A 20,126-nucleotide genomic window follows, 5' to 3' on the forward strand; every position below is an offset into this window, starting at 1 on the left:
CGGGTGAGGAACCGCCGGTGCTCCGGTGGCACAGTACCGAGCTCCGCGTCTGGTCCGGCAACGCGCCATCGACCACCGCACCCAGCCCACCGAGGAGACGCATGTCTGTCACGACTGAAGGAGCAGCGCACGATCAAGCGATCCGGCCGTTCACGGTCGAGACGCCCGATGCGGATCTCGATGATCTGCGTGCGCGCATTCTGGCCACTCGCTGGCCGGAAAAGGAACCCGTCTCGGACATCTCACAGGGCGTGCCGCTGGAGACGATGCAGGCGCTCGCCCGCTATTGGGCGACGGAGTACGACTGGCGCAGGTGCGAGGAGAGACTGAAGGCTCTACCGCACTTCATCACCGAGATCGACGGCCTCGACATCCACTTCATCCACGTTCGCTCGAAACACGAAGACGCGTTGCCGCTCCTCGTCGCGCACGGATGGCCCGGCTCGGTCATCGAGCAGCTGAAGATCATCGATCCGCTCACCAATCCCACTGCCCACGGCGCGAGCGAAGCGGACGCGTTCCACCTGGTGATCCCGTCGATGCCCGGCTACGGGTTCTCGGGCAAGCCGGCCGTCACCGGTTGGGGCCCCGAGCACATCGCGCGCGCCTGGGCGGTGCTGATGAAGCGCCTGGGATACGAACGCTACGTCGCCTCGGGCGGCGATTGGGGCGGGCAGATCGTCGATCTGATGGGTGCACAGGCACCGGGAGGCCTGATCGGCATCCACACCAACTTCCCCGGCGCCGTCCGACCCGACGTCGCCCAGGCCGTGCAGTCCGGCGGCTCGGCGCCGCCCGATCTGTCCGACGAGGGAACCCGCCTCTACGAAAAGCTGAAGGACTTCTTCGCGACCGACGTGGCCTACGCCCTCGAGATGGGGACCCACCCGCAGACGCTCTACGGGATCGCCGATTCACCCGTCGGCCTCGCCGCCTGGATGCTCGACCACGACTCGGCCAGTCTGGCGCTGATCGCACGCGTCTTCGACGGGCAGGCCGAGGGCCTGACCCGAGACGACGTGCTCGACAACATCACCCACTACTGGCTGACGAACACGGGGGTTTCCTCGGGACGCCTCTACCGGGAGAACAAGCTCGGCTTCTTCGACCCGAAGGGCGTCTCCGTCCCGGTGGCGGTGAGCGTTTTCCCGGACGAGCTCTACCAGGTGCCGCGGAGCTGGGCGGAGGAGGCCTATCCCCGCCTCGTCCACTACAACCGCCTGGACAAGGGCGGGCACTTCGCCGCCTGGGAGCAGCCGAAGCTGTTCGCCTCCGAGGTCCGCGCCGGATTGCGTTCGGTCCGCTAGATGTCGGTATCCGCACGCGTGCAGATGCCCGCACTCGGCGGGGCCGAGTGGCTCAACTCCGGGCCCCTCGGCCCCGCCGAGCTGGAGGGCCGCGTCGTCGTCGTCAACTTCTGGACGCTGACCTGCATCAACTGGCTGCGCCAGGAGCCCTACGTCCGCGCTTGGTCGCGGGCCTATCGCGACGACGGGTTGGTCGTCGTCGGAGTCCACACGCCGGAGTTCTCCTTCGAGCACAAGATCGACCGCGTGCGGCAGGCGACGATGGAACGAGGAATCGACTACCCCGTCACGGTCGACAACGACTACGCCATCTGGAGCGCCTTCGGCAACCACTACTGGCCGGCGCTCTACTTCGTAGACGCCCACGGCGTCATCCGCGACCACCACTTCGGTGAAGGACGCTACGAACAGTCGGAGCGCCTCATCCAGCGGCTGCTCGGTGTCGAGCGCGAGCTCGTCTCCGTCGCCGGGCGCGGCGTGGAGGCCGAGGCCGACTGGGAGCACCTGCGGACGTCCGAGACGTATCTCGGCTACGGGCGTGGTGAGCACTTCGCGTCGCCGGGCCGCGTCGGGTTCGACGAACGCCGCACCTACGGGGTCCCGCCGCACCTGCACCTCGGCAACTGGGCCCTCGCCGGAGATTGGACGATCGGGCCCGAGAACGTCGTGCTCGACCGAGCCGGGGGGAGCATCTCCTACCGGTTCCACGCGCGGGACGCGCATCTCGTGCTGTCTCGCGGTGCGGGAGAGCCGATTGTCTTCCGCGTGTTCCTCGATGGCGCGGCTCCGGGCCCGGCACACGGTGTGGACGTCGACGAGGACGGGAACGGCTTGCTCCGGGACGCCCGCCTCTACCAGCTCGTGCGCCAGCAGGGCGAGGTCCGCGAGCGGACGCTGGAGATCACCTTCCTCGAACCCGGCGCCAAGGCGTACGTGTTCACGTTCGGCTAGCGTCGCCGTCGCCGACCGGAACCGGGTGCGGCTCAGACGGCGAGCGTGAGCAGCGTCGCCGCCACCGCCACTTCGACTGCGGCGCCGAGGACGTCACCGGTGATTCCGCCGAGGCGCCGGACGCACCGGGCGAGCAAGGCAGCCGCGACGAAGTACCCGGCGCCGACCGCAGCCACCCCTTGCCACCACGGCAAGCCGGGCGCCAGCGCGGCCAGCGCGGCGGCCACCAGACCGACGGCCACCGCGACCAGCCGCGGCACGGACCCCGCCACCGTCGCTCCGAGCCCCTCCGGCCGGGCGGACGGCACGCCGCGCGCGCACGACATCGACAGCGTGCACCGGCCCGCCAGCACGGAGACCACGGCGGCCACGACGCCGTGGTCCGCCGACACGGCGCCGGTCAAAGCACCGACCTGCACCAGGAGCACGAAGACGAGCGTCGCCACCCCGGTCGGGCCCGAGTCGCCGCGGCGCATGACGTCGAGGGCTTTGGTGCGGTCGTACGACGCGCCGAGCCCGTCCGCGGTATCGGCCAGCCCGTCGAGGTGCAGGCCGCGGCTGCCCAGAGCCACCACTCCCAGCGCGAGGGCGGCGACGGCGAGCGCGGGCAGTCCCACGGCCACGCCGCCGGCCACGACCAGGCCCGCGGCCGCCGCGAGGGGGACCGCCGCGACCGGGCCCAGGACCATCGCCGCCCCGGCCACCCCTCGATCGATGACGCGCGGGGCGGGCACGGGCACGGTGGTCAGGGTGCCGACGGCCAGCCGCAGCGCGTCGCCGAGCTTCACCGGCGCCCCACTCGCAGCCCTCCGGAATCGAGGCACCTGACAGCGGCCGCCGGCCGCCTCGCCGCGCCTCGCCGCGCCGCGGCTGACGGCCACCCGGATCCTTCGAGCCGTGCTCCGGCGGCCCTCACCTCCTCGCGGGCAGCCCTCACGCGAGGTCCGCCAGCAACCCCATGTCCGCGATGATCGCCCGGGCCGCCCGCAGCGTCGGAACGGCCTGCACAGCGCCGCTGCCTTCGCCGAGGCGCAGGCCCAGGTCGAGGATCGGCGTGAGCCCGAGCGCCTTCAACGCGAACGCCTGGGAAGGCTCCGTCGAGCAATGCCCTGCGAGCCACCACTGCTCGGCACCCGGCGCGATGTCCCGGGCGACCAGGGCGGCCGCGCCGGAGAAGATGCCGTCGAGCAGCACGGGGATGCCCCGCACCGCGGCCTCCACGAGGAACCCCGCGGTGGCCGCGACGCAGGCGCTGCCCAACGCCGTCAGCCGCTCGAACGGATCGGCGACCCGTCCCGCGGCGCGCTGCACCGCGGCCTCCACCACGGCCGTCTTCGCGTCCAAAGCCGCCCCGGACACGCCGGTGCCCGTGCCGACGACCTCGGCCGCGGGCAGGCCCAGCGTGGCCGCGACCAGGGCCGCGCACATCGTGGTGTTGCCGATGCCCATGTCGCCCGGGATGAGCAGATCCGCGTCCGCCTCCTCCGCCGCGATGGCGCGCCCCGCCTCGAACGCGGCGAGCGCCTCACCCGGGGCGAGCGCGTCCTCGACGTCGATGGCGCCCGAGCCGCGGCGGATCTTGTGCGCGGTCACCGAAGCCGGAACATCCGAAGCGTCCCAATCGACCGCGATGTCCGCCACCCGCACGCGAGCGCCGACCTGCGCGGCGAGCACCGTGACGCCACTGCGCCCGGCGAGGAACACCCGCACCATCGCCGCCGTGACCTCACGCGGGTAGGCCGACTGCGCCGACACCCCGTGGTCACCCGCGAAAACGACCACGCGCACGTCGTCCAGCGGACGCGGTGGCACCACGCCGTGGGCGGCGCTGAGCCACGCGGCCAGTTCCTCGAGCCGGCCCAGCGCGCCGAGTGGCTTCACCAGGCCGTCGAGGCGCTCCTGCGCGGCGGCGCGAGCGGCGGCGTCGGGCACGGGAATGTCGAAACGCGGCACGGCGGACTCCTTACGGCAGTTCGAGCACCCGCCCGGCGACGACCAGCAGACTCCGGTCGGACTCGGCGGACACCCGGTTGTTGAGTGCGCCCAGCACATCACGGAACAGCCGTCCGGACGACGTAGCGGGCACCACACCGCTGCCGACCTCGTTGCTCACGGCCACCACGGGCACGCGTGCCTGGGTCCAGGCGGCCAGGAAATCCTCGAGCCGGTCGTCGAGACGGCGCTCCCAGCCCGGCTTGCCCGACCACGCGCCGACCTCGTCGAGCACGCGCGAGAGCCACGTGCCGAGGCAGTCGATGAGCAGCGGGCTCGTCGCCGAGCGCAGCACGGTCGCCAGGTCGGTGGTCTCCACCGTGGTCCAGTGGCGCGGGCGCCGGGCCTTGTGCGCGGCGACGCGGGCGGCCCACTCGGGGTCGTCGTCGCTCGGCGGGAGGCCAGGGGCCACGTACACGAGGTGCGTGTGGTGCGCGACGATCCGCTCCGCGTGCCTCGACTTCCCCGAGCGGACGCCGCCGAGGACCAGCACCTTGCCGTCGTCGCGTCCGTACCGGCGGAGGGTCCGCGCCAGGGTCTCGAGATACCCGGCGAGCCGGTGCGTCAGCTTGGTCATACCCGGCATTCTCGTGCACGCGCTACCGTTCGCCACGTGCCACTCCGACAAGCCGTCACAGCGGCCGGCCTGATCACCGGATATGCGGCCGACTCACTCTTCGGTGACCCCCGCCGCGGGCACCCGGTCGCGGTGTTCGGCAGCTGGGCCGGCGCGCTGGAACGCCGCTGGTGGGCCGACTCGAAGCCGCGCGGAGCGGCGTACGCGGCGGTGTGCGCGGGAGCCGCGACGGGCCTGGGCGTGGCCGCTCAGCTCAGCACGCGCCGACGTCCCTTCGCGCGCTTCGCCCTCACCGCCGCCGCGACGTGGGTGGTGCTCGGCGGCCGCGGCCTCGCGGCGGAGGGCCGTGAGATGGCGCGGCTGCTCGACGCCCACGACGTCCCCGGCGCGCGCGCCCGGCTGTCGCACCTCTGCGCGCGTGACGCGACGGAGCTGGAAACCGCCGAGCTCACCCGCGCGGCCACCGAGTCGATCGCGGAGAACACGTCCGACGCCGTGGTCGCACCGCTGCTGTGGGGTGCCGTCGCCGGAATCCCCGGCCTGCTCGGTTACCGCGCGCTGAACACGCTCGACGCGATGGTCGGCTACCGCTCGCCGCGTCACCGCAACTTCGGCTGGGCGGCGGCACGCCTCGACGACTTCGTCAACCTCGTCCCGTCGCGGGCCGGCGCCGTGCTCACGGCGGTGTCCGCGCCGCTCGCGGGTGGGCAGGTCCGGGCGTCGTTTCGGGCGTGGCGGCGCTACGGCTCGCACCACCCGAGCCCCAACGCCGGCCAGGTCGAGGCGGCGTTCGCCGGCGCGCTCGGCCTGCGCCTCGGCGGCACCAACAGCTACGGCGGCGAGATCGAGGACCGCGGCACGCTCGGTGACGGCCGCGCGCCGCAGCCCGTCGACCTGCGCCGCGCGGTGCGGTTGTCGCGCGTGGTCGGCGCGGCCGCGGCCCTGGTGGCAGCAGCGGTGGCGGTGGCGCGATGAGCGGGCTGCTCGTCGCCGGCACGACGTCCGACGCCGGCAAGAGCCTGGTCACGGCCGGGATCTGCCGCTGGCTGGCGCGCCGCGGCGTGCGGGTGGCGCCGTTCAAGTCGCAGAACATGTCGAACAATTCGATGGTCTGCGCCGACGGTGCCGAGATCGGCCGCGCGCAGTGGCTGCAGGCCCGCGCCGCGCGCGTCGAGCCCGAAGCGGCGATGAACCCCGTGCTGCTCAAGCCGGGCAGCGACCGGCGCAGCCACGTGATCGCGCTCGGGAAACCGTTCGGCACGCTGGAAGCCGGCGAGTACGCGACCGGCCGCGCTGGGCTGGCGGAGATCGCGTTCGGCGCGTTCGAGGACCTGAGCTCCCGCTTCGACGTGGTCGTGTGCGAGGGCGCGGGCAGCCCCGCGGAGATCAACCTGCGTGGCGGCGACTACGTGAACCTGGGTTTGGCGCGGCGGTTCTCGCTGCCGGTGGTGGTGGTCGGCGACATCGACCGCGGCGGTGTGCTGGCGGCGATGTTCGGCACGCTCGCGCTGCTGTCGCCGGAGGATCAGGCGCTGGTCGCGGGCTGGGTGGTCAACAAGTTCCGCGGCGACGTCGGCCTGCTGCGCCCGGGGCTGAAGAGCCTCGAAGACGTGACCGGCCGGCCCGTGCTCGGGGTGCTGCCTTGGCTCGACCGCGTGTGGATCGACTCCGAAGACGCGCTGGCCGTGGCGGGCTGGCGGCACGAAGCCCCGCGGGGCGGCGGGCTGCGCGTGGCCGTGGTGCGCTTCCCGCGTGCCTCGAACGCCACCGACGTCGACGCCCTCGCCGCCGAACCCGGCGTGACGGTGAGCCTCACCGCCGACCCGGACACGGTCGCCGCCGCGGATCTAGTGGTGCTGCCCGGTTCCCGCGCCACCGTGGACGATCTGCGCTGGCTACGCGAGCGCGGCCTCGCCGACGCGGTGACCGCGCGCGCCGCCGCCGGCCGTCCCGTGCTCGGCATCTGCGGCGGCTACCAGATGCTCGCCACCACCATCCACGACGACGTCGAGTCGCGCGCCGGCACGGTCGAGGGACTCGGCTTGCTGCCGACCGAGGTGACGTTCGCGGGGGAGAAGGTGCTCGACCGCCCGGTCGGCGAATGGTGCGGCCACCGGGTTGAGGCCTACGAAATCCACCACGGCAGCGCCTCGACCGCCGACGCCGAGTCCTTTCTGGACGGTTTCCGAGTCGGCGCGGTCTGGGGAACGACCTGGCACGGCGCCTTCGAAAACGACGGCTTCCGCCGTGCGTGGCTCACCGAAGCGGCGGCTCAGGCGGGCGTCGACTGGGCTCCGGCGGTGGGTGCGCCGGGCTTCGCGTCGCTGCGCGAAGACATGCTGGAACGTCTTGCGGACGCCGTAGAGTCCGAAGTGGACACAGAGAACCTGCTGGAGCTGCTGGAAAACGGTGCGCCGGACGGGTTGCCGTTCGTTCCGCCCGGCGCACCGTGATCCGTTAATGCACCACCGGGGCCGTCAGCGCGCCGTTCTGGGACTCGAAGGTGCAGACCGCCGAGTGCCCGCGGTGCTGCCACGACCCTTCATCCGGGTAGTACACGGCCATGACCAGGTCCGAAGGCGGCGTGGTGGTCGCGAAGAAGTTCCTCTGCTCGGCCTCGCAGTACTGACGGGCCTGTGCCGACAGCGTCGCGTCGCCGGGGTAGGCGTCCGTGTCGTCGCCCGGCAGCACGACCAGCCCGTAGATCTCGGAGTGGTGCGGCTTGTCGCACGGGACCTTTTCGATGTTGCTGGTCCGTTCGTCGTAGGTGGTGAAGCACTCGCCCTTCTTCGCCGCGAAGACGCTGTTGTCCCCGACGGACGCGGCGGCGTTGTCGGCGGCGGGCGCGAAGCCACCGGTCGCGACGCCGATCGCGATGGCCGCGGCGATGAGGAGCACCCACGCGCCGCTGATGGACAGCCCCGCGATCGCCAGCCCGCGGCCACGCTGGCCCTTGCGCCGGATCTGGACCAACGCGAGGATCCCGAAGATCACGCTCAGCCACGCAGTGGCCGGCAGGAACGCCAGCACCAGCGAGGCGATGGCGAAGCCGTTGGTGTTGCCGGCCGCGCGCGGCGGCGGTGGCGGCAGCGGCGCGTCCTGGTAACTCGGCCCCGTCGGCTTGGGCGGCAGGACAGATTCGGACATGAAGGGTCCCCTGAACTTTCTCTGTGGAATCCCCCGACCCGTCGAAGATCGTAACCGGTGCGAGACCGCCTGCACCACAACAATTCAGGCAAGACCGGCGTCGTGCACCAGGATGGCCACCTGGGTGCGGTTGGCGGCCTCCACTTTGGACATGATCCGCCCCAGGTGCACCTTCACCGTGGCCTCGCTCACACCGAGATGGGTGGCGATCACCGCGTTGCTCCAGCCCTCCGCCACAGCCACCGCGACCTCCCGCTCGCGCGAGGTCAACGCAGTCAGCCGCGCCTTCGCGCTCTCCGTGGCCCCGCCTGAGGCGAACTCGCCGAGCAGCCGCCGCGTGATGGCCGGCGACAGCATCGCCTCGCCGCGGCGCACCACGTGCACGGCGCTCACCAGGTCGCGTGGTGGCGTGTCCTTGAGCAGGAACCCGGTGGCGCCGCGGCGCAATGCGGTGTGCACGTACTCGTCGAGGTCGAACGTGGTCAGCACGACCACCGACGGCGCCTCGGGCAGCGCCGTGACCACGCGGGTCACCTCGAGGCCGTCGACGCCGGGCATCTGGATGTCGGTGAGCACGACGTCAGGCTGATGCCGCGCGACGAGCTCGGCGACGCCCGTACCGTCGCCCGCCTCCGCGACCACGCGGATCTCCGGATCCGACTCGAGAATCATCCGGATGCCGCTGCGCACGAGCACCTCGTCGTCCAGCAGCACGACCTTGATCACCGCAGCGTCCTCCTCATCTCACGCGCCGCCGGCGAGCGGGAACACCGCGCGCACCACGTAGTCACCCGAACCGTCAGGGCCGACGCGCAGCGCGCCGCCGGCCAGCGTCACGCGCTCGCGCATGCCGATCACGCCGTAGCCCGCGCCGGGCAGGCCCGCCGAGGCGCCGAGGGCGTTGGCCACCTCGACCACGAGCTTGCCGCTGTCCAGCGACAGCCGGACGCGGATCGGCGCGCCCGGTGCGTGTTTCGCCGCGTTGGTCAGCGACTCCTGCACGATCCGGTACGCCGCCCGGCCCACCTTTTCCGGCACCTGCGGCAGGGGATCGGGCACCTCGGCGTCGACGTCCGCGCCGGCCGCGGCGAGGTCGCCGGCCAGCTGCGCGACGCCGTCGAGCGTGGGGCTCGGCAGTGCTTTCGGCTCGGTCTCGTCCTCGCGCAGCACCCGCAGGATGTCGCGCAGTTCGGTGAGTGCGGCGGCGCTCGACTCGCGGATCACCTCGGCGAGCCGGGCGGTCTCGTCGTTGGGCGCGCGCACGGACAACGCTCCGGCCTGCAACGCGACGATGCTCACGCGGTGGGCCACCACGTCGTGCATCTCGCGCGCGATCCGCCTGCGCTCGGCCGTCACGGCGCGCTCGGCGAGCAGGTCGCGAGTGCGTTCGGCCTGGTCCGCGCGGTCGTGCAGCGCGTCGACGAGCACGGCGCGCTGGTGCATCCACAGGCCCGCGAGCAGCGGCAGGAGCAGCGTCAGGGCCAGGACGAAGCCCACGATCTCCCAGCCCTGGAGGTCGTCGGGCCGGTAGGTGGCCAGCGCCAGTACCAGGTCGGCGCCCACCGCGACCGCCGTCGGCCACTTCGGCCCGCGAAGCGCGGCGACCGTGTAGAGCGTGAAGATCATGGCGATCTCCGTCGTCGGCTCGAACCAGGCCAGCACTGCCAACGCGAGCATCGTGACCAGGGGGAACCGGCGCCGCAGCACCAACAGGACCAGCACGGCCACGATCGTGAGCTGCCACAGCGGGGGCCGGGTCACGCCGGCGAGCGCCTCCAGCACGAGCGCGCCCGCGACCGCGATCGCCAGGCAAGCGTCGAGCAGTAGCAGTCGCACGGCGATCACCGTACGACTTTCCGGTTAGCCCGTTCGAGCTGCCTGGCTGATGTGCGCGCGGCGGCGGCCTCGGCAAGGTGGACCGCATGGCGAAAACGATCGTGAAAACCGCAGCGGTGGCAGGGCTCGCCGCGGTGCTGGCCGCCGGCACCGCGACCGCTGCCACGGCTGATCCCGCGTCTCCCGGCGCACTGAGCGCGGGCGAGCGGCTGTTCCCAGGGCTCGGCAACGGCGGCTACGACGCCCGCGACTACGACGTCTCCCTCGACTACCGGCCGGGGGTGACCACGATGGACGCGGCGGTGACGATGCGGGCCGTCGCCACGCAGTCGCTGTCTTCCTTCGGGCTCGACTCGGCCGTGGGCGAGATCCGGACGGTCGAGGTCGACGGCGCGGCCGCGAAGTTCGTGGTGCAGGGCGAAAAGCTGGTGGTCACGCCCGTGCGGCCGGTGCGCAAAGGTGTGCCGTTCACCGTGCGGATCGGCTACGTCGCGGACCGCGCGAAGAGCCCGGCCTCGCCCACGGTGAAGTTCCCGCTGCCGCCCGACCTCGCCGAGGCCGTGGGCGTGTGGCAGAACACCCCGGACGGCTTCGCGGTGATGGGGCAGACCGACCGTGAGCACGCGGTCTTCCCCTCCGACGACGTTCCCGGCGACCCGGCCACCTACACCCTGCGGATCACGACACCGGCCGACGTCCAGGGCGTCGGCAGCGGCACGCTCGTCGGAAAGCACCGTGCGGGCGACCGGGTGACCTCGGTGTTCCGCGTCGACCGGCCCACGGCCACCGACGTCGTGCAGCTCGCGGCCGGCCACTTCACCGAGGTCGACCAGGTGGGCCCGCACGGCCTGCCGGTGCGCAGCTACGTGACCACGGCGGCGAAACCGGCCGCGCTCGACACCGCTCGCAAGACCCCGGAGATCATCGCGTGGCTGGAGCAGCGCCTGGGCCGCCCGTACCCGTACGCGAGCGCCGGCGCCCTCGGCGTCAACCGCCTCTACGGTGGCGGTGTCGCGCTGGAGACCGCGGCGATGCCGACCTACAGCGCCCTGGCCCTCGAATACCCCAGCGAGGTCTCGACCATGGCGCACGAGCTGACGCACGAGTACTTCGGTGACGCCGTGCCGGTGCGGCACTGGGACGACATGTGGCTCAGCGAGGGCCACGCCACCTTCTACCAGGACCTCTACGACTCCGAACACGGCGGGAAACCGTTCGACGAGAAGGCCAAGTCCGGCTACTCGCAGAACAACGAGATCCTGAAGCAGAACGGCCCGGTCGCCCAGCAGAGCTCCGCCACGGGCGTCATGTTCGGCACCGACCTCGGCGGCAAGCTCACGCTGTACGCGCTGCGCAGCCTCGTCGGCCCGGCGACCTTCGACCGCATCGAACGCACCTTCTTCGACGAGTTCCAAGGCCGCCCGGCCGCGACGCAGGACTATGTCGCCGTGGCCGAACGCGTCTCCGGCCGCGACCTGGGCGCGTTCTTCCACGACTGGCTGTACGGCTCCACCACCCCGGCGATGCCGAACCACCCCGACTGGACGGCGTGAAATGACCGGCGACCTGGACTGGTGACCCGGGCCCTCAGACGGCTGCTGCGACGGCCTTCTGGGAGGGCTTCAGTACCTTCTCCGCGAAGAAGCCGAAGCACAGGCCGAGGGTGAGCCACAGCGTCACCTGCGTGCCCATGGACGCGGTGCGGAAGCTCCACAGCGTGGACGCCGGGAACGTCGGCGGCACCTCGTCGATCACCGGCATCAGCCACGCGACCACGGCCATCACCACGACGTAACCGGCGCAGGCCAGCAGGCCGCCGCGCCACGCACCGAGGCGGTCGGCGAGCTTGCGGCCGAACACCGTGGCGAGGATGCCCGCGAGCAGGGAGACGGCGACGAAGCCGAAGTACAGCTCGGTGCGTTCCCCGATGGTGCCCGGCTGGCCCACCGCGGGCGGGTTGGCCGGGTACTTGAGGAACGGCACGAAGAACACCACGCCGAACGCACCCGCGGTGAGCAGCGCCGTGGTCACGCGGGGGCGCAGTGAGCCGATGCGGCCGTAGACGAACGCGAAGGCCAGCGAGAACAGCCCGCCGATCGCGACGCCGTAGACGAGCACGCCGGTCAGCAGGCCGACGGTGCTCTGGATGTCGCGCGGCACCAGCTCTTCTTCGGGCTCCTCGGCCGGCTGGGCAGCCTCGCCAGTGCCCTGGCCGGCGGCCGGGTCGTGGGTGTGGGAGTGCGCGGCGGAGCCGGCCTCCTCGATGCCGATGGCACTGTTGACCGACGGCTCGCCGAACAGGTAGGCGAAGACGAACGCGAGCACGCCGGCGATCAGGCCCGCGAGCATGCCGCGGACCAGCAGGGACCTCATCACGGTGGTTCGCCCGCCTCAGTGGCAGGGGAACGCGAGCAGGTGCCGGCCGTCGTGCACGAACTCGTGCACGTACATGTTGGCGAACACCGCGGTGGCGCCCTGTTCGGCGCTCACGAAGTAGAGGGCGATGAGGGCGAGCAGGCCCACCAGCACTGCCCACGGAACGATCTGGCGGACGGGGATCCGGACGGGGATCGGTGTGGCGACGGCGGGTGCTGCGGGGGTGGTCACTGTGCCTCCTCGGGCTTTTCGCGGCCTCATCGGGAGCGACACGACGGGTCCGGGTCTGGCTTCCCCTCGAAATTCGTCGAGGGGTCACAGTGGCGCGACCGCGCGGATTCTCACCGCGTTCCGGAACTCGTCGTCTGGCTGACCGAGCGTAGGTTGCTGTGCTACCGCCCGTCAATGTCACATCGATGTGAGGTGCCCGATGTGAGAATCACGGTATGGCTGAATTGGTGGCGGCATTGGACGTGGGCGGCACGACCGTGAAGGCGGCCCTGCTCGACGCGGAACTCAACGCGCTCGCGACGACCCGGGTGCCCACGGCGAAGAGCGCGGACGGAACGGCGCTGGCCGAGCAGGTGGCCGATGTCGTCTCTTCGCTCGCGGAGCAGGCCGGCACGGGCTCGCCGGGCGCGGTCGGCGTCGTGGTGCCCGGCATCGTCGACGAACAGGCGCGCGTCGCCCGGTTCTCGGCCAACCTCGACTGGCGCGACGTGCCGTTCGGCGACCTGCTGGAGAACCGGCTGGGGCTGCCGGTGGCGTTCGGCCACGACGTGAGCGCCGGTGGGCTGGCGGAGTTCCGCGTGGGCGCGGGGAAGGGCTGCACCGACGCGGCGTTCATCGCCGTGGGCACGGGGATCGCGGCCGCGATGCTGCTCGACGGGCGCCTCTACCGGGCCCACGGGCTGGCCGGCGAGATCGGCCACATCGACGTGGGCCACCGCATCGTCTGCGGCTGCGGCGCCACGGGCTGCCTCGAGGCGATCTCGTCGGCCTCGGCCATCGCACGTCGCTACACCGAACGGACCGGCCGCCCCGCCGACGGTGCGCAGCCCGTGGTCGACGCCGCGCGCCACGGCGACGAAGCCGCAGTCGCCGTGGTGTCCGACGCGCTCGACGGCCTCGGCCACGGCTTGCGGACGCTGCTGACGTTGCTGGCGCCGGAGGTGATCGTGCTGGGCGGCGGGCTGTTCACCGCGGCCGACTACGTGCTCGATCCGGTGCGCGACTACCTGGCTTCGGCGCTGACTTTCCAGCGGATGCCGGAACTTCGGGTGGCCTCGCTGGGTGACGAAGCAGGGCGGCTCGGTGCGGCGTTGCTGGCGTTGGATCTGTTGCGTGGCCGGTGATTTCGCGGGCGGGCTTCCCGGCGCGGGGCTCGGCGTGGTTCAGGCCGGCGCACACGTTTGCGCGGCTTGTCCACAGGCATACCGAGTTGTGGACAGCTCGGCCCGTTTTCGGCTTGGCCACGGGTTTTGTCGGGGGTAGTCGATAGACTGGAGCCGGGACGCCCCCTCGGGAGGGTGGGGGTTTGCCCAGCCAGGTAAGGGGATTGCCTGGCGCGCTTTGCCCAGGCGCGCACAACGCCTGCGCGCGTACCTCGGGCCGGGCGGACACTTCGCCCAGGCGCGCACCTCGGGCCGGGCGGACACCTCGGGCCGGGCGGACACGGCGCCGTTGCCGTGACCACCCGGGACCGGGGCGGACCGCGGACGGTCCACTGAGGACAAGGCAGGCGCAACAACGCTGGTGCGCCTGCCTCGGGCTGAGGGGGTCGTGGCGGACGCAGCAACGTTGGTGCGCCCACCACGGGGTCACGCGATCGGCCGGTCCGTCGGCGCGATCGGGGCCGGGAGGAAGGCCCGGCCGGTGAGGAAGGCGTCGACGCCGGCGGCGCACGAGCGGCCCTCGGCGATGGCCCACACGATCAGCGACTGGCCGCGGCCCATGTCGCCGGCGACGAAGACGTTGTCGACGCTCGTGCGGAAGTCCTTGTCGCGCGCGACGTTGCCGCGCTGGTCGAGGTCGACGCCGAGGTCCTCCAGCAGGCCCGAGTGCTGAGGGCCGACGAAGCCCATCGCCAGCAGCACGAGCTGCGCGGGCAGCTCGTTCTCGCTCCCCTCGACCGGGACGAACTTGCCGCCCTCGTTGCGCACCTCCACGAGCTTGAGCGCGCGCACGCGACCGTCCGCGTCGGCCAGGAACTCCTGCGTGTTCACGGAGTACAGGCGCTCGCCGCCCTCTTCGTGGGCCGAGGAAACCCGGTAGATCATCGGGTACGTCGGCCACGGGTGCGCGTCCGAACGGGCCTCGGGCGGCCGCGGCATGATTTCCAGCTGCGTGACCGAACGAGCGCCCTGGCGGTGCGACGTGCCGACGCAGTCCGCGCCCGTGTCGCCGCCGCCGATGACCACGACGTCGAGGCCCTCGGCGGAGTACTCGACCTCGTCGAGGTCACCCGACGCGACGCGGTTGGCCGGCGGCAGGAACTCCATCGCCTGGAGGATCCCGTCGTGCTCGCGGCCGTCGATCGGCAGGTCGCGCCACGCGGTCGCGCCGCCGGCGAGCACCACCGCGTCGTGGTTCGAGCGCAGCTGTTCGACGGTGACGTCCACGCCGACGTTCACCGACGTCCGGAACTCGGTGCCCTCGGCCCGCATCTGGTCGAGCCGGCGGTCGAGGCGGAACTTCTCCATCTTGAACTCGGGGATGCCGAAGCGCAGCAGCCCGCCGATCTTCTCGGCCCGCTCGTAGACCACCACGCTGTGGCCCGCTCGCGTGAGCTGCTGCGCCGCGGCCAGCCCGGACGGCCCGGACCCGACGACGGCGACCTTCTTGCCCGTCTTCGCCACCGGGATCTGCGGCGTGACCCAGCCTTCGGCGAAAGCCCGGTCGATGATGGAGATCTCGACGCGCTTGATCGTCACCGGGTCGTCGTTGATGCCGAGCACGCACGCGGTCTCGCACGGCGCCGGGCACAGCGTGCCGGTGAACTCCGGGAAGTTGTTGGTCGCGTGCAGCCGCTCGGCCGCCTCGCGCCAGTCTTCCCGCCACACCAGCGTGTTCCACTCGGGAATCAGGTTCCCGAGCGGACAGCCCTGGTGGCAGAACGGGATACCGCAGTCCATGCACCGCCCGGCCTGCTTCTCCAGCTTGGTCGACGCGAAGTCCTCGTAGACCTCACGCCAGTCCATCAGCCGAAGATCGACCGGACGGCGCTTCGGTTCTTCACGGGTGGTGGTCAGAAAGCCCTTGGGGTCAGCCATGTGCGGCCTCCATGATCGCCTCGTTCACATCGCGCCCATCCCGCTCCGCCTGAACCTGAGCGGCGAGCACGCGCTTGTAGTCCTTCGGCATGACCTTGCCGAACCGGTCGACGGCGGCGTCCCAGTCGGCGAGCAGCTCGCGCGCGACCGCGGACTCCGTTTCGTTGTAGTGCTTCTCCACGGTCTCGCGCAGGAAGTCGGTGTCGTCGGCGTCGAGCGGGTCGATGTCGACCATCTCCGGGTTCACGCGGTGCGCCGGCAGGTCGAGCACGTAGGCGATGCCGCCGGACATGCCGGCCGCGAAGTTGCGCCCGACGGCGCCGAGCACCACCACTCGCCCGCCCGTCATGTACTCGCCGCCGTGGTCGCCCACGCCTTCGACGACGGCCAGCGCGCCCGAGTTGCGCACGCAGAACCGTTCGCCGACCTTGCCACGGATGAAGATCTCGCCGCTCGTGGCGCCGTAGGCGATCACGTTGCCCGCGATGATGTGGTCCTCCGCCGCGAAGGAGACCTCCTTGGGCGGGCGCACGATCAGCCGTCCGCCCGAGAGGCCCTTGCCGACGTAGTCGTTGCCGTCGCCGATGAGCCGCAGCGTGATGCCCTTCGGCACGAACGCGCCGAACGACTGGCCCGCGGTACCGGTGAACGTCACGTCGATCGTGTCGTCCGGCAGGCCCTCACCGCCCCACTTCTTCGTGAGCTCCGAGCCCAGCATGGTGCCGACGGTGCGGTTGACGTTGCGCACCGGCAGCTCCAGCCGCACCTTGTCACCCGAGGAGAGCGCGCCCTCGGCGAGCTGGATCAGCGTGTTGTCCAGCGCCTTGTCGAGCCCGTGGTCCTGCTTCACGACCTGGTGGCGCGCCGCGCGCGGGGCCAGCTCCGGCACGTGGAAGATCGGCGACAGGTCGAGCCCGGCCGCCTTCCAGTGGTCCACGGCCTTGCGCTTGTCGAGCACCTCGGCGCGGCCCACCGCCTCTTCGATCGACCGGAAACCCAGCTCCGCCAGGTACTCCCGCACTTCCTGGGCGATGAACTCGAAGAAGTTCACCACGTACTCGGCCTTGCCGCTGAACTTCTCGCGCAGCTTGGGGTTCTGCGTCGCGACGCCCACCGGGCAGGTGTCGAGGTGGCACACGCGCATCATGATGCAGCCCGAAACCACCAGCGGCGCGGTCGCGAAACCGAACTCCTCGGCGCCGAGCAGCGCGGCGATCACGACGTCGCGGCCGGTCTTGAGCTGCCCGTCGGTCTGCACCACGATGCGGTCGCGCAAGCGGTTGGCCAACAGCGTCTGCTGCGTCTCGGCCAGGCCCAGCTCCCACGGACCGCCCGCGTGCTTGATCGACGAGAGCGGCGACGCGCCGGTGCCGCCGTCGTGGCCCGAGATGAGGACCACGTCGGCGTGCGCCTTGGACACACCCGCCGCGACCGTGCCGACGCCGACCTCGGACACGAGCTTCACGTGGATGCGCGCGGCCGGGTTGGCGTTCTTCAGGTCGTGGATCAGCTGGGCGAGATCCTCGATCGAGTAGATGTCGTGGTGCGGCGGCGGGGAAATCAGGCCGACACCGGGCGTCGAGTACCGCGTCTTCGCGATCCACGGGTACACCTTCGCGCCGGGCAGCTGCCCGCCTTCACCGGGCTTCGCGCCCTGCGCCATCTTGATCTGGATGTCGTCGGCGTTCACGAGGTACTCGCTCGTCACGCCGAAACGGCCCGAAGCGACCTGCTTCACCGCGGAGCGGCGCTCGGGGTCGTAGAGCCGTTCGGCGTCCTCGCCGCCTTCGCCGGTGTTGGACTTGCCGCCGAGGCGGTTCATCGCGATCGCCAGCGTCTGGTGCATCTCCATCGAGATCGAGCCGTAGGAGATGGCGCCGGTCGCGAAGCGCTTCACGATCTCCGAGACCGGTTCGACCTCCTCGATCGGCACGGGCGGGCGCTCGCCGGTCTTGAAGTCGAACAGCCCGCGCAGCGTCTGCAGCTTCTCGGACTGGTCGTTGACGGCCTTCGTGTACTCCTTGAAGACCTCGTACTTCCCGCTGCGCGTGGAGTGCTGCAGCTTGAACACGGTCTGCGGGTTGAACAGGTGCGGCTCGCCTTCGCGGCGCCACTGGTAGTCCGAGCCGGTCTCCAGCTCGCGGTGGCTCGCGCGCACACCGTCACCCGGGAACGCGCGGCGGTGGCGCTGCTCGACCTCGTCGGCGATCGTGTCGAACCCGACGCCGCCGAGCCGCGAGGTGGTGGCGGTGAAGCAGGTGTCGACGATGTCGGCACCCAGGCCCACGGCCTCGAAGATCTGCGCACCGGTGTAGGAGGCGACTGTCGAGACGCCCATCTTGGACATCGTCTTGCGCACGCCCTTGCCGAGCGCCTTGATCAGGTTCGCGGTCGCCTGCTTCGCCGTGACGCCCGGGATCAGGCCCTGGTGGGCCATTTCCTCGACCGTCGCCATCGCGAGGTAAGGGTTGACCGCGGCCGCGCCGTACCCGACAAGCAGCGCGATGTGGTGCACCTCGCGCGCGTCGCCGGCCTCGACGATGAGGCCCACCTGCGTGCGTGTCTTCTCCCGCACGAGGTGGTGGTGCACGGCGCCGGTCAGCAGCAGCGACGGGATGGCCGCGTGGTTCTCGTCGACGCCGCGGTCGGACAGCACGATCAGCCGCGCGCCGTCCTCGATGGCCTCGGACACCTCGGAACGGATCTCGTCGAGCCGCTGAACGAGCGCTTCGCCGCCGCCATGGACGTTGTAGCGGCCGAGCACCGTCACGGCCTGGAACTCTGGCAGGTTGCCGTCGTCGTTGACGTGCACGAGCTTGGCGAGCTGGTCGTTGTCCAGCACCGGGAACGGCAGCACGATGCGCCGGCACGACGCCGCGTTGGCCACGAGCAGGTTCGGTTCGGCGCCGACCTGCGTCCCGAGCGCCGTGATGAGCTCTTCGCGGATCGAGTCGAGTGGCGGGTTCGTGACCTGAGCGAAGAGCTGGATGAAGTAGTCGAACAACGGCCGTGAACGCGAAGACAGCGGCGCGAGCGGCGAGTCGTTGCCCATGGAGCCGATCGGCTCCGCACCGGTGCGGGCCATCGGCTCGAGGATGGCCTCGAGCTCTTCCTCGGTGTAGCCGAAGGACTGCTGACGCCGCACGAGCGCGGCGTGCAGCGGCACCTCGCGGTCGCGCTCGGGCAGTTCTTCCAGGCGCAGCAGGCCGCCCTCCACCCACTCGTCGTACGGGTGCGCGGTGGCGAGCTGGCCCTTGATCTCCTCGTCCTCGATGATCCGGCCCTCGACCGTGTCCACGAGGAACATGCGGCCCGGCTCCAGCCGGCCCTTGCGCACGATCGTCGACTGGTCCAGCTCCAGCACGCCGACCTCGGAGGCGAGCACGACGAGGCCGTCGTCGGTGACCCAGTAGCGGCCGGGGCGCAGGCCGTTGCGGTCGAGGACCGCGCCGATCTGCGCGCCGTCGGTGAACGCCACCAGCGCCGGTCCGTCCCACGGCTCCATGAGCGTGGAGTGGAACTCGTAGAAGGCCCGCCGGGCGGGGTCCATTTCCTGGTGGTTCTCCCAGGCCTCGGGGATCATCATGAGGACCGAATGCGGGAGCGAACGGCCGCCCAGGTGCAACAGTTCGAGCACCTCGTCGAACGAGGCGGAGTCGCTCGCGCCGCGCGTGATGACCGGGTAGATGCGTTTGAGGTCGCCGGGGATGAGGTCCGTTTCCAGCAGGGCCTCGCGGGCGTCCATCCAGTTGCGGTTGCCCTTGAGGGTGTTGATCTCGCCGTTGTGTGCCACATAGCGGTACGGGTGCGCGAGCGGCCACGAGGGGAAGGTGTTGGTGGAGAAGCGGGAGTGCACGAGGCCGATGGCGCTCGTCACGCGCTCGTCCTGCAGGTCGAGGAAAAACCGCTCGACCTGGTCCTCGGTGAGCATTCCTTTGTAGACGATGGTGCGCGAGGACAGTGACGGGAAGTACACGTCATCGTCCACGAGTTCGTGCTCGGCGCGCTTGCGCACACAGAAGGCCGACCGCTCGAGCCCGAGGCCGTCGCGGTTGTGCCGGCGCCCGGCGAGGAACAGCTGTGTGAGGTGCGGGCGCGTCTCGGCGGCGGTCGGGCCGCAGTGCGCGGTGTCCACGGGCACCTCGCGCCAGCCGACCACGCGCATGTCCTCCTCGGCGGCGATCCGCTCGATGGTGGTCATGGCCCGGCCGCGGCGCTTCTCGTCGCGGGGCAGGAACGCGGTGCCGACGGCGTACGCGCCCTCTTCGGGCAGCGTGAAGTCCACGACCTCGCGGAAGAACGCGTCGGGTACCTGGATCAGCAATCCGGCGCCGTCGCCGGTGTCGGGCTCGGCGCCGCGCGCTCCGCGATGCTCCAGGTTCCGCAGTGCGACCAGGGCTTTCGCCACGATCTGATGATCTCGGCGACCGGCGAGATCGGCGACGAAGGCGACTCCGCAGGCGTCGTGCTCATACGCGGGGTCGTACAGACCGGTGGAACCGGCAGTGGAACGGTGGGTCACGGCTGGCCGCCTCCCAAGGCGTTGGCGCGACCGGTACTCACTCCATCGGGTGGTTCGACACTGAACCGGTTAACGAAGTGGTCCGGAACCGCGATGGTCAGTCGAGAAGGGGAAACCGCCCTTGAAGCCGGCTCGGTCGACATCGA

The 20,126-nt window shown here is 71.3% G+C and carries 16 protein-coding genes; 6 read left to right on the plus strand and 10 right to left on the minus strand.

Annotation, left to right across the window (positions count from 1 at the left end):
* The first annotated feature begins 101 nt into the window (after nt 1-101).
* Together AB0M56_RS20875 and AB0M56_RS20880 are read left to right on the plus strand one after the other, a co-directional pair.
* Nucleotides 102-1,307 (plus strand): epoxide hydrolase family protein, encoded by a 1,206-nt coding sequence (locus AB0M56_RS20875; protein ID WP_364178561.1) that lies wholly within the window; start codon nt 102-104, stop codon nt 1,305-1,307.
* Nucleotides 1,308-2,258: a redoxin family protein gene (locus AB0M56_RS20880; RefSeq protein ID WP_364178564.1), complete on the plus strand. Its 951-nt coding sequence runs from the start codon at nt 1,308-1,310 to the stop codon at nt 2,256-2,258.
* Nucleotides 2,259-2,290: 32 nt separating this feature from the next.
* Here the strand turns inward: AB0M56_RS20880 and AB0M56_RS20885 are convergent, their stop codons facing one another.
* The 3 genes from AB0M56_RS20885 to AB0M56_RS20895 form a co-directional block, all read right to left on the minus strand.
* Nucleotides 2,291-3,046, minus strand: coding sequence for an adenosylcobinamide-GDP ribazoletransferase (locus AB0M56_RS20885; RefSeq protein ID WP_364178567.1), 756 nt, complete (start codon nt 3,044-3,046; stop codon nt 2,291-2,293).
* 145 nt (nt 3,047-3,191) lie between these two features.
* The gene (gene cobT, locus AB0M56_RS20890) at nt 3,192-4,211 is read right to left on the minus strand and encodes a nicotinate-nucleotide--dimethylbenzimidazole phosphoribosyltransferase (protein ID WP_364178570.1); all 1,020 of its coding nucleotides are present in this window, start codon (nt 4,209-4,211) and stop codon (nt 3,192-3,194) included.
* Between the two features lie 10 nt (nt 4,212-4,221).
* Nucleotides 4,222-4,827, minus strand: a complete 606-nt coding sequence (locus AB0M56_RS20895; protein WP_354876980.1) for a bifunctional adenosylcobinamide kinase/adenosylcobinamide-phosphate guanylyltransferase — start codon at nt 4,825-4,827, stop codon at nt 4,222-4,224.
* A 36-nt stretch (nt 4,828-4,863) separates the two neighbouring features.
* Here AB0M56_RS20895 and AB0M56_RS20900 point away from each other — a divergent pair, with 36 nt between their 5' ends.
* Together AB0M56_RS20900 and AB0M56_RS20905 are read left to right on the plus strand one after the other, a co-directional pair.
* Nucleotides 4,864-5,802 (plus strand): cobalamin biosynthesis protein, encoded by a 939-nt coding sequence (locus AB0M56_RS20900; RefSeq protein WP_364178573.1) that lies wholly within the window; start codon nt 4,864-4,866, stop codon nt 5,800-5,802.
* On the plus strand, nt 5,799-7,280 hold the full coding sequence (locus AB0M56_RS20905) for a cobyric acid synthase (RefSeq protein ID WP_364178575.1): 1,482 nt from the start codon (nt 5,799-5,801) through the stop codon (nt 7,278-7,280). Before AB0M56_RS20900 ends, AB0M56_RS20905 begins: the two co-directional genes overlap by 4 nt.
* 4 nt (nt 7,281-7,284) lie before the next feature.
* Here the strand turns inward: AB0M56_RS20905 and AB0M56_RS20910 are convergent, their stop codons facing one another.
* The 3 genes from AB0M56_RS20910 to AB0M56_RS20920 form a co-directional block, all read right to left on the minus strand.
* Nucleotides 7,285-7,974 (minus strand): DUF4190 domain-containing protein, encoded by a 690-nt coding sequence (locus AB0M56_RS20910; RefSeq protein WP_364178578.1) that lies wholly within the window; start codon nt 7,972-7,974, stop codon nt 7,285-7,287.
* A gap of 84 nt (nt 7,975-8,058) precedes the next feature.
* On the minus strand, nt 8,059-8,700 hold the full coding sequence (locus AB0M56_RS20915) for a response regulator transcription factor (RefSeq protein WP_364178581.1): 642 nt from the start codon (nt 8,698-8,700) through the stop codon (nt 8,059-8,061).
* Between the two features lie 18 nt (nt 8,701-8,718).
* Entirely contained in the window at nt 8,719-9,810 is a 1,092-nt protein-coding gene (locus tag AB0M56_RS20920; protein WP_364178584.1) for a histidine kinase, read from the minus strand.
* 86 nt (nt 9,811-9,896) lie between these two features.
* On the opposite strand from AB0M56_RS20920, the gene AB0M56_RS20925 reads away from it, so the two are divergent.
* The gene (locus AB0M56_RS20925) at nt 9,897-11,363 is read left to right on the plus strand and encodes a M1 family metallopeptidase (protein ID WP_364178587.1); all 1,467 of its coding nucleotides are present in this window, start codon (nt 9,897-9,899) and stop codon (nt 11,361-11,363) included.
* Between the two features lie 34 nt (nt 11,364-11,397).
* On the opposite strand, the gene AB0M56_RS20930 is transcribed toward AB0M56_RS20925, so the two are convergent.
* Together AB0M56_RS20930 and AB0M56_RS20935 are read right to left on the minus strand one after the other, a co-directional pair.
* Nucleotides 11,398-12,186: a CbtA family protein gene (locus tag AB0M56_RS20930; RefSeq protein ID WP_364178590.1), complete on the minus strand. Its 789-nt coding sequence runs from the start codon at nt 12,184-12,186 to the stop codon at nt 11,398-11,400.
* Between the two features lie 15 nt (nt 12,187-12,201).
* On the minus strand, nt 12,202-12,417 hold the full coding sequence (locus tag AB0M56_RS20935; RefSeq protein WP_255638318.1) for a CbtB-domain containing protein: 216 nt from the start codon (nt 12,415-12,417) through the stop codon (nt 12,202-12,204).
* Between the two features lie 215 nt (nt 12,418-12,632).
* Between AB0M56_RS20935 and AB0M56_RS20940 the strand changes: the two genes are divergently transcribed.
* Nucleotides 12,633-13,541 carry an ROK family protein gene (locus tag AB0M56_RS20940; protein WP_364178592.1) on the plus strand — a complete coding sequence of 303 codons (909 nt, stop codon included), beginning with the start codon at nt 12,633-12,635 and terminating at the stop codon, nt 13,539-13,541.
* Nucleotides 13,542-14,006: 465 nt separating this feature from the next.
* On the opposite strand, the gene AB0M56_RS20945 is transcribed toward AB0M56_RS20940, so the two are convergent.
* Both AB0M56_RS20945 and gltB read right to left on the minus strand, forming a co-directional pair.
* Nucleotides 14,007-15,458, minus strand: a complete 1,452-nt coding sequence (locus AB0M56_RS20945) for a glutamate synthase subunit beta (RefSeq protein ID WP_364178595.1) — start codon at nt 15,456-15,458, stop codon at nt 14,007-14,009.
* Nucleotides 15,451-19,980 (minus strand): glutamate synthase large subunit, encoded by a 4,530-nt coding sequence (gltB, locus tag AB0M56_RS20950; protein WP_364178598.1) that lies wholly within the window; start codon nt 19,978-19,980, stop codon nt 15,451-15,453. Before gltB ends, AB0M56_RS20945 begins: the two co-directional genes overlap by 8 nt.
* Nucleotides 19,981-20,126 lie beyond the last annotated feature (146 nt).

The organism is Amycolatopsis sp. NPDC051372 (assembly GCF_040682095.1).
Classification (GTDB): Bacteria; Actinomycetota; Actinomycetes; order Mycobacteriales; family Pseudonocardiaceae; genus Amycolatopsis.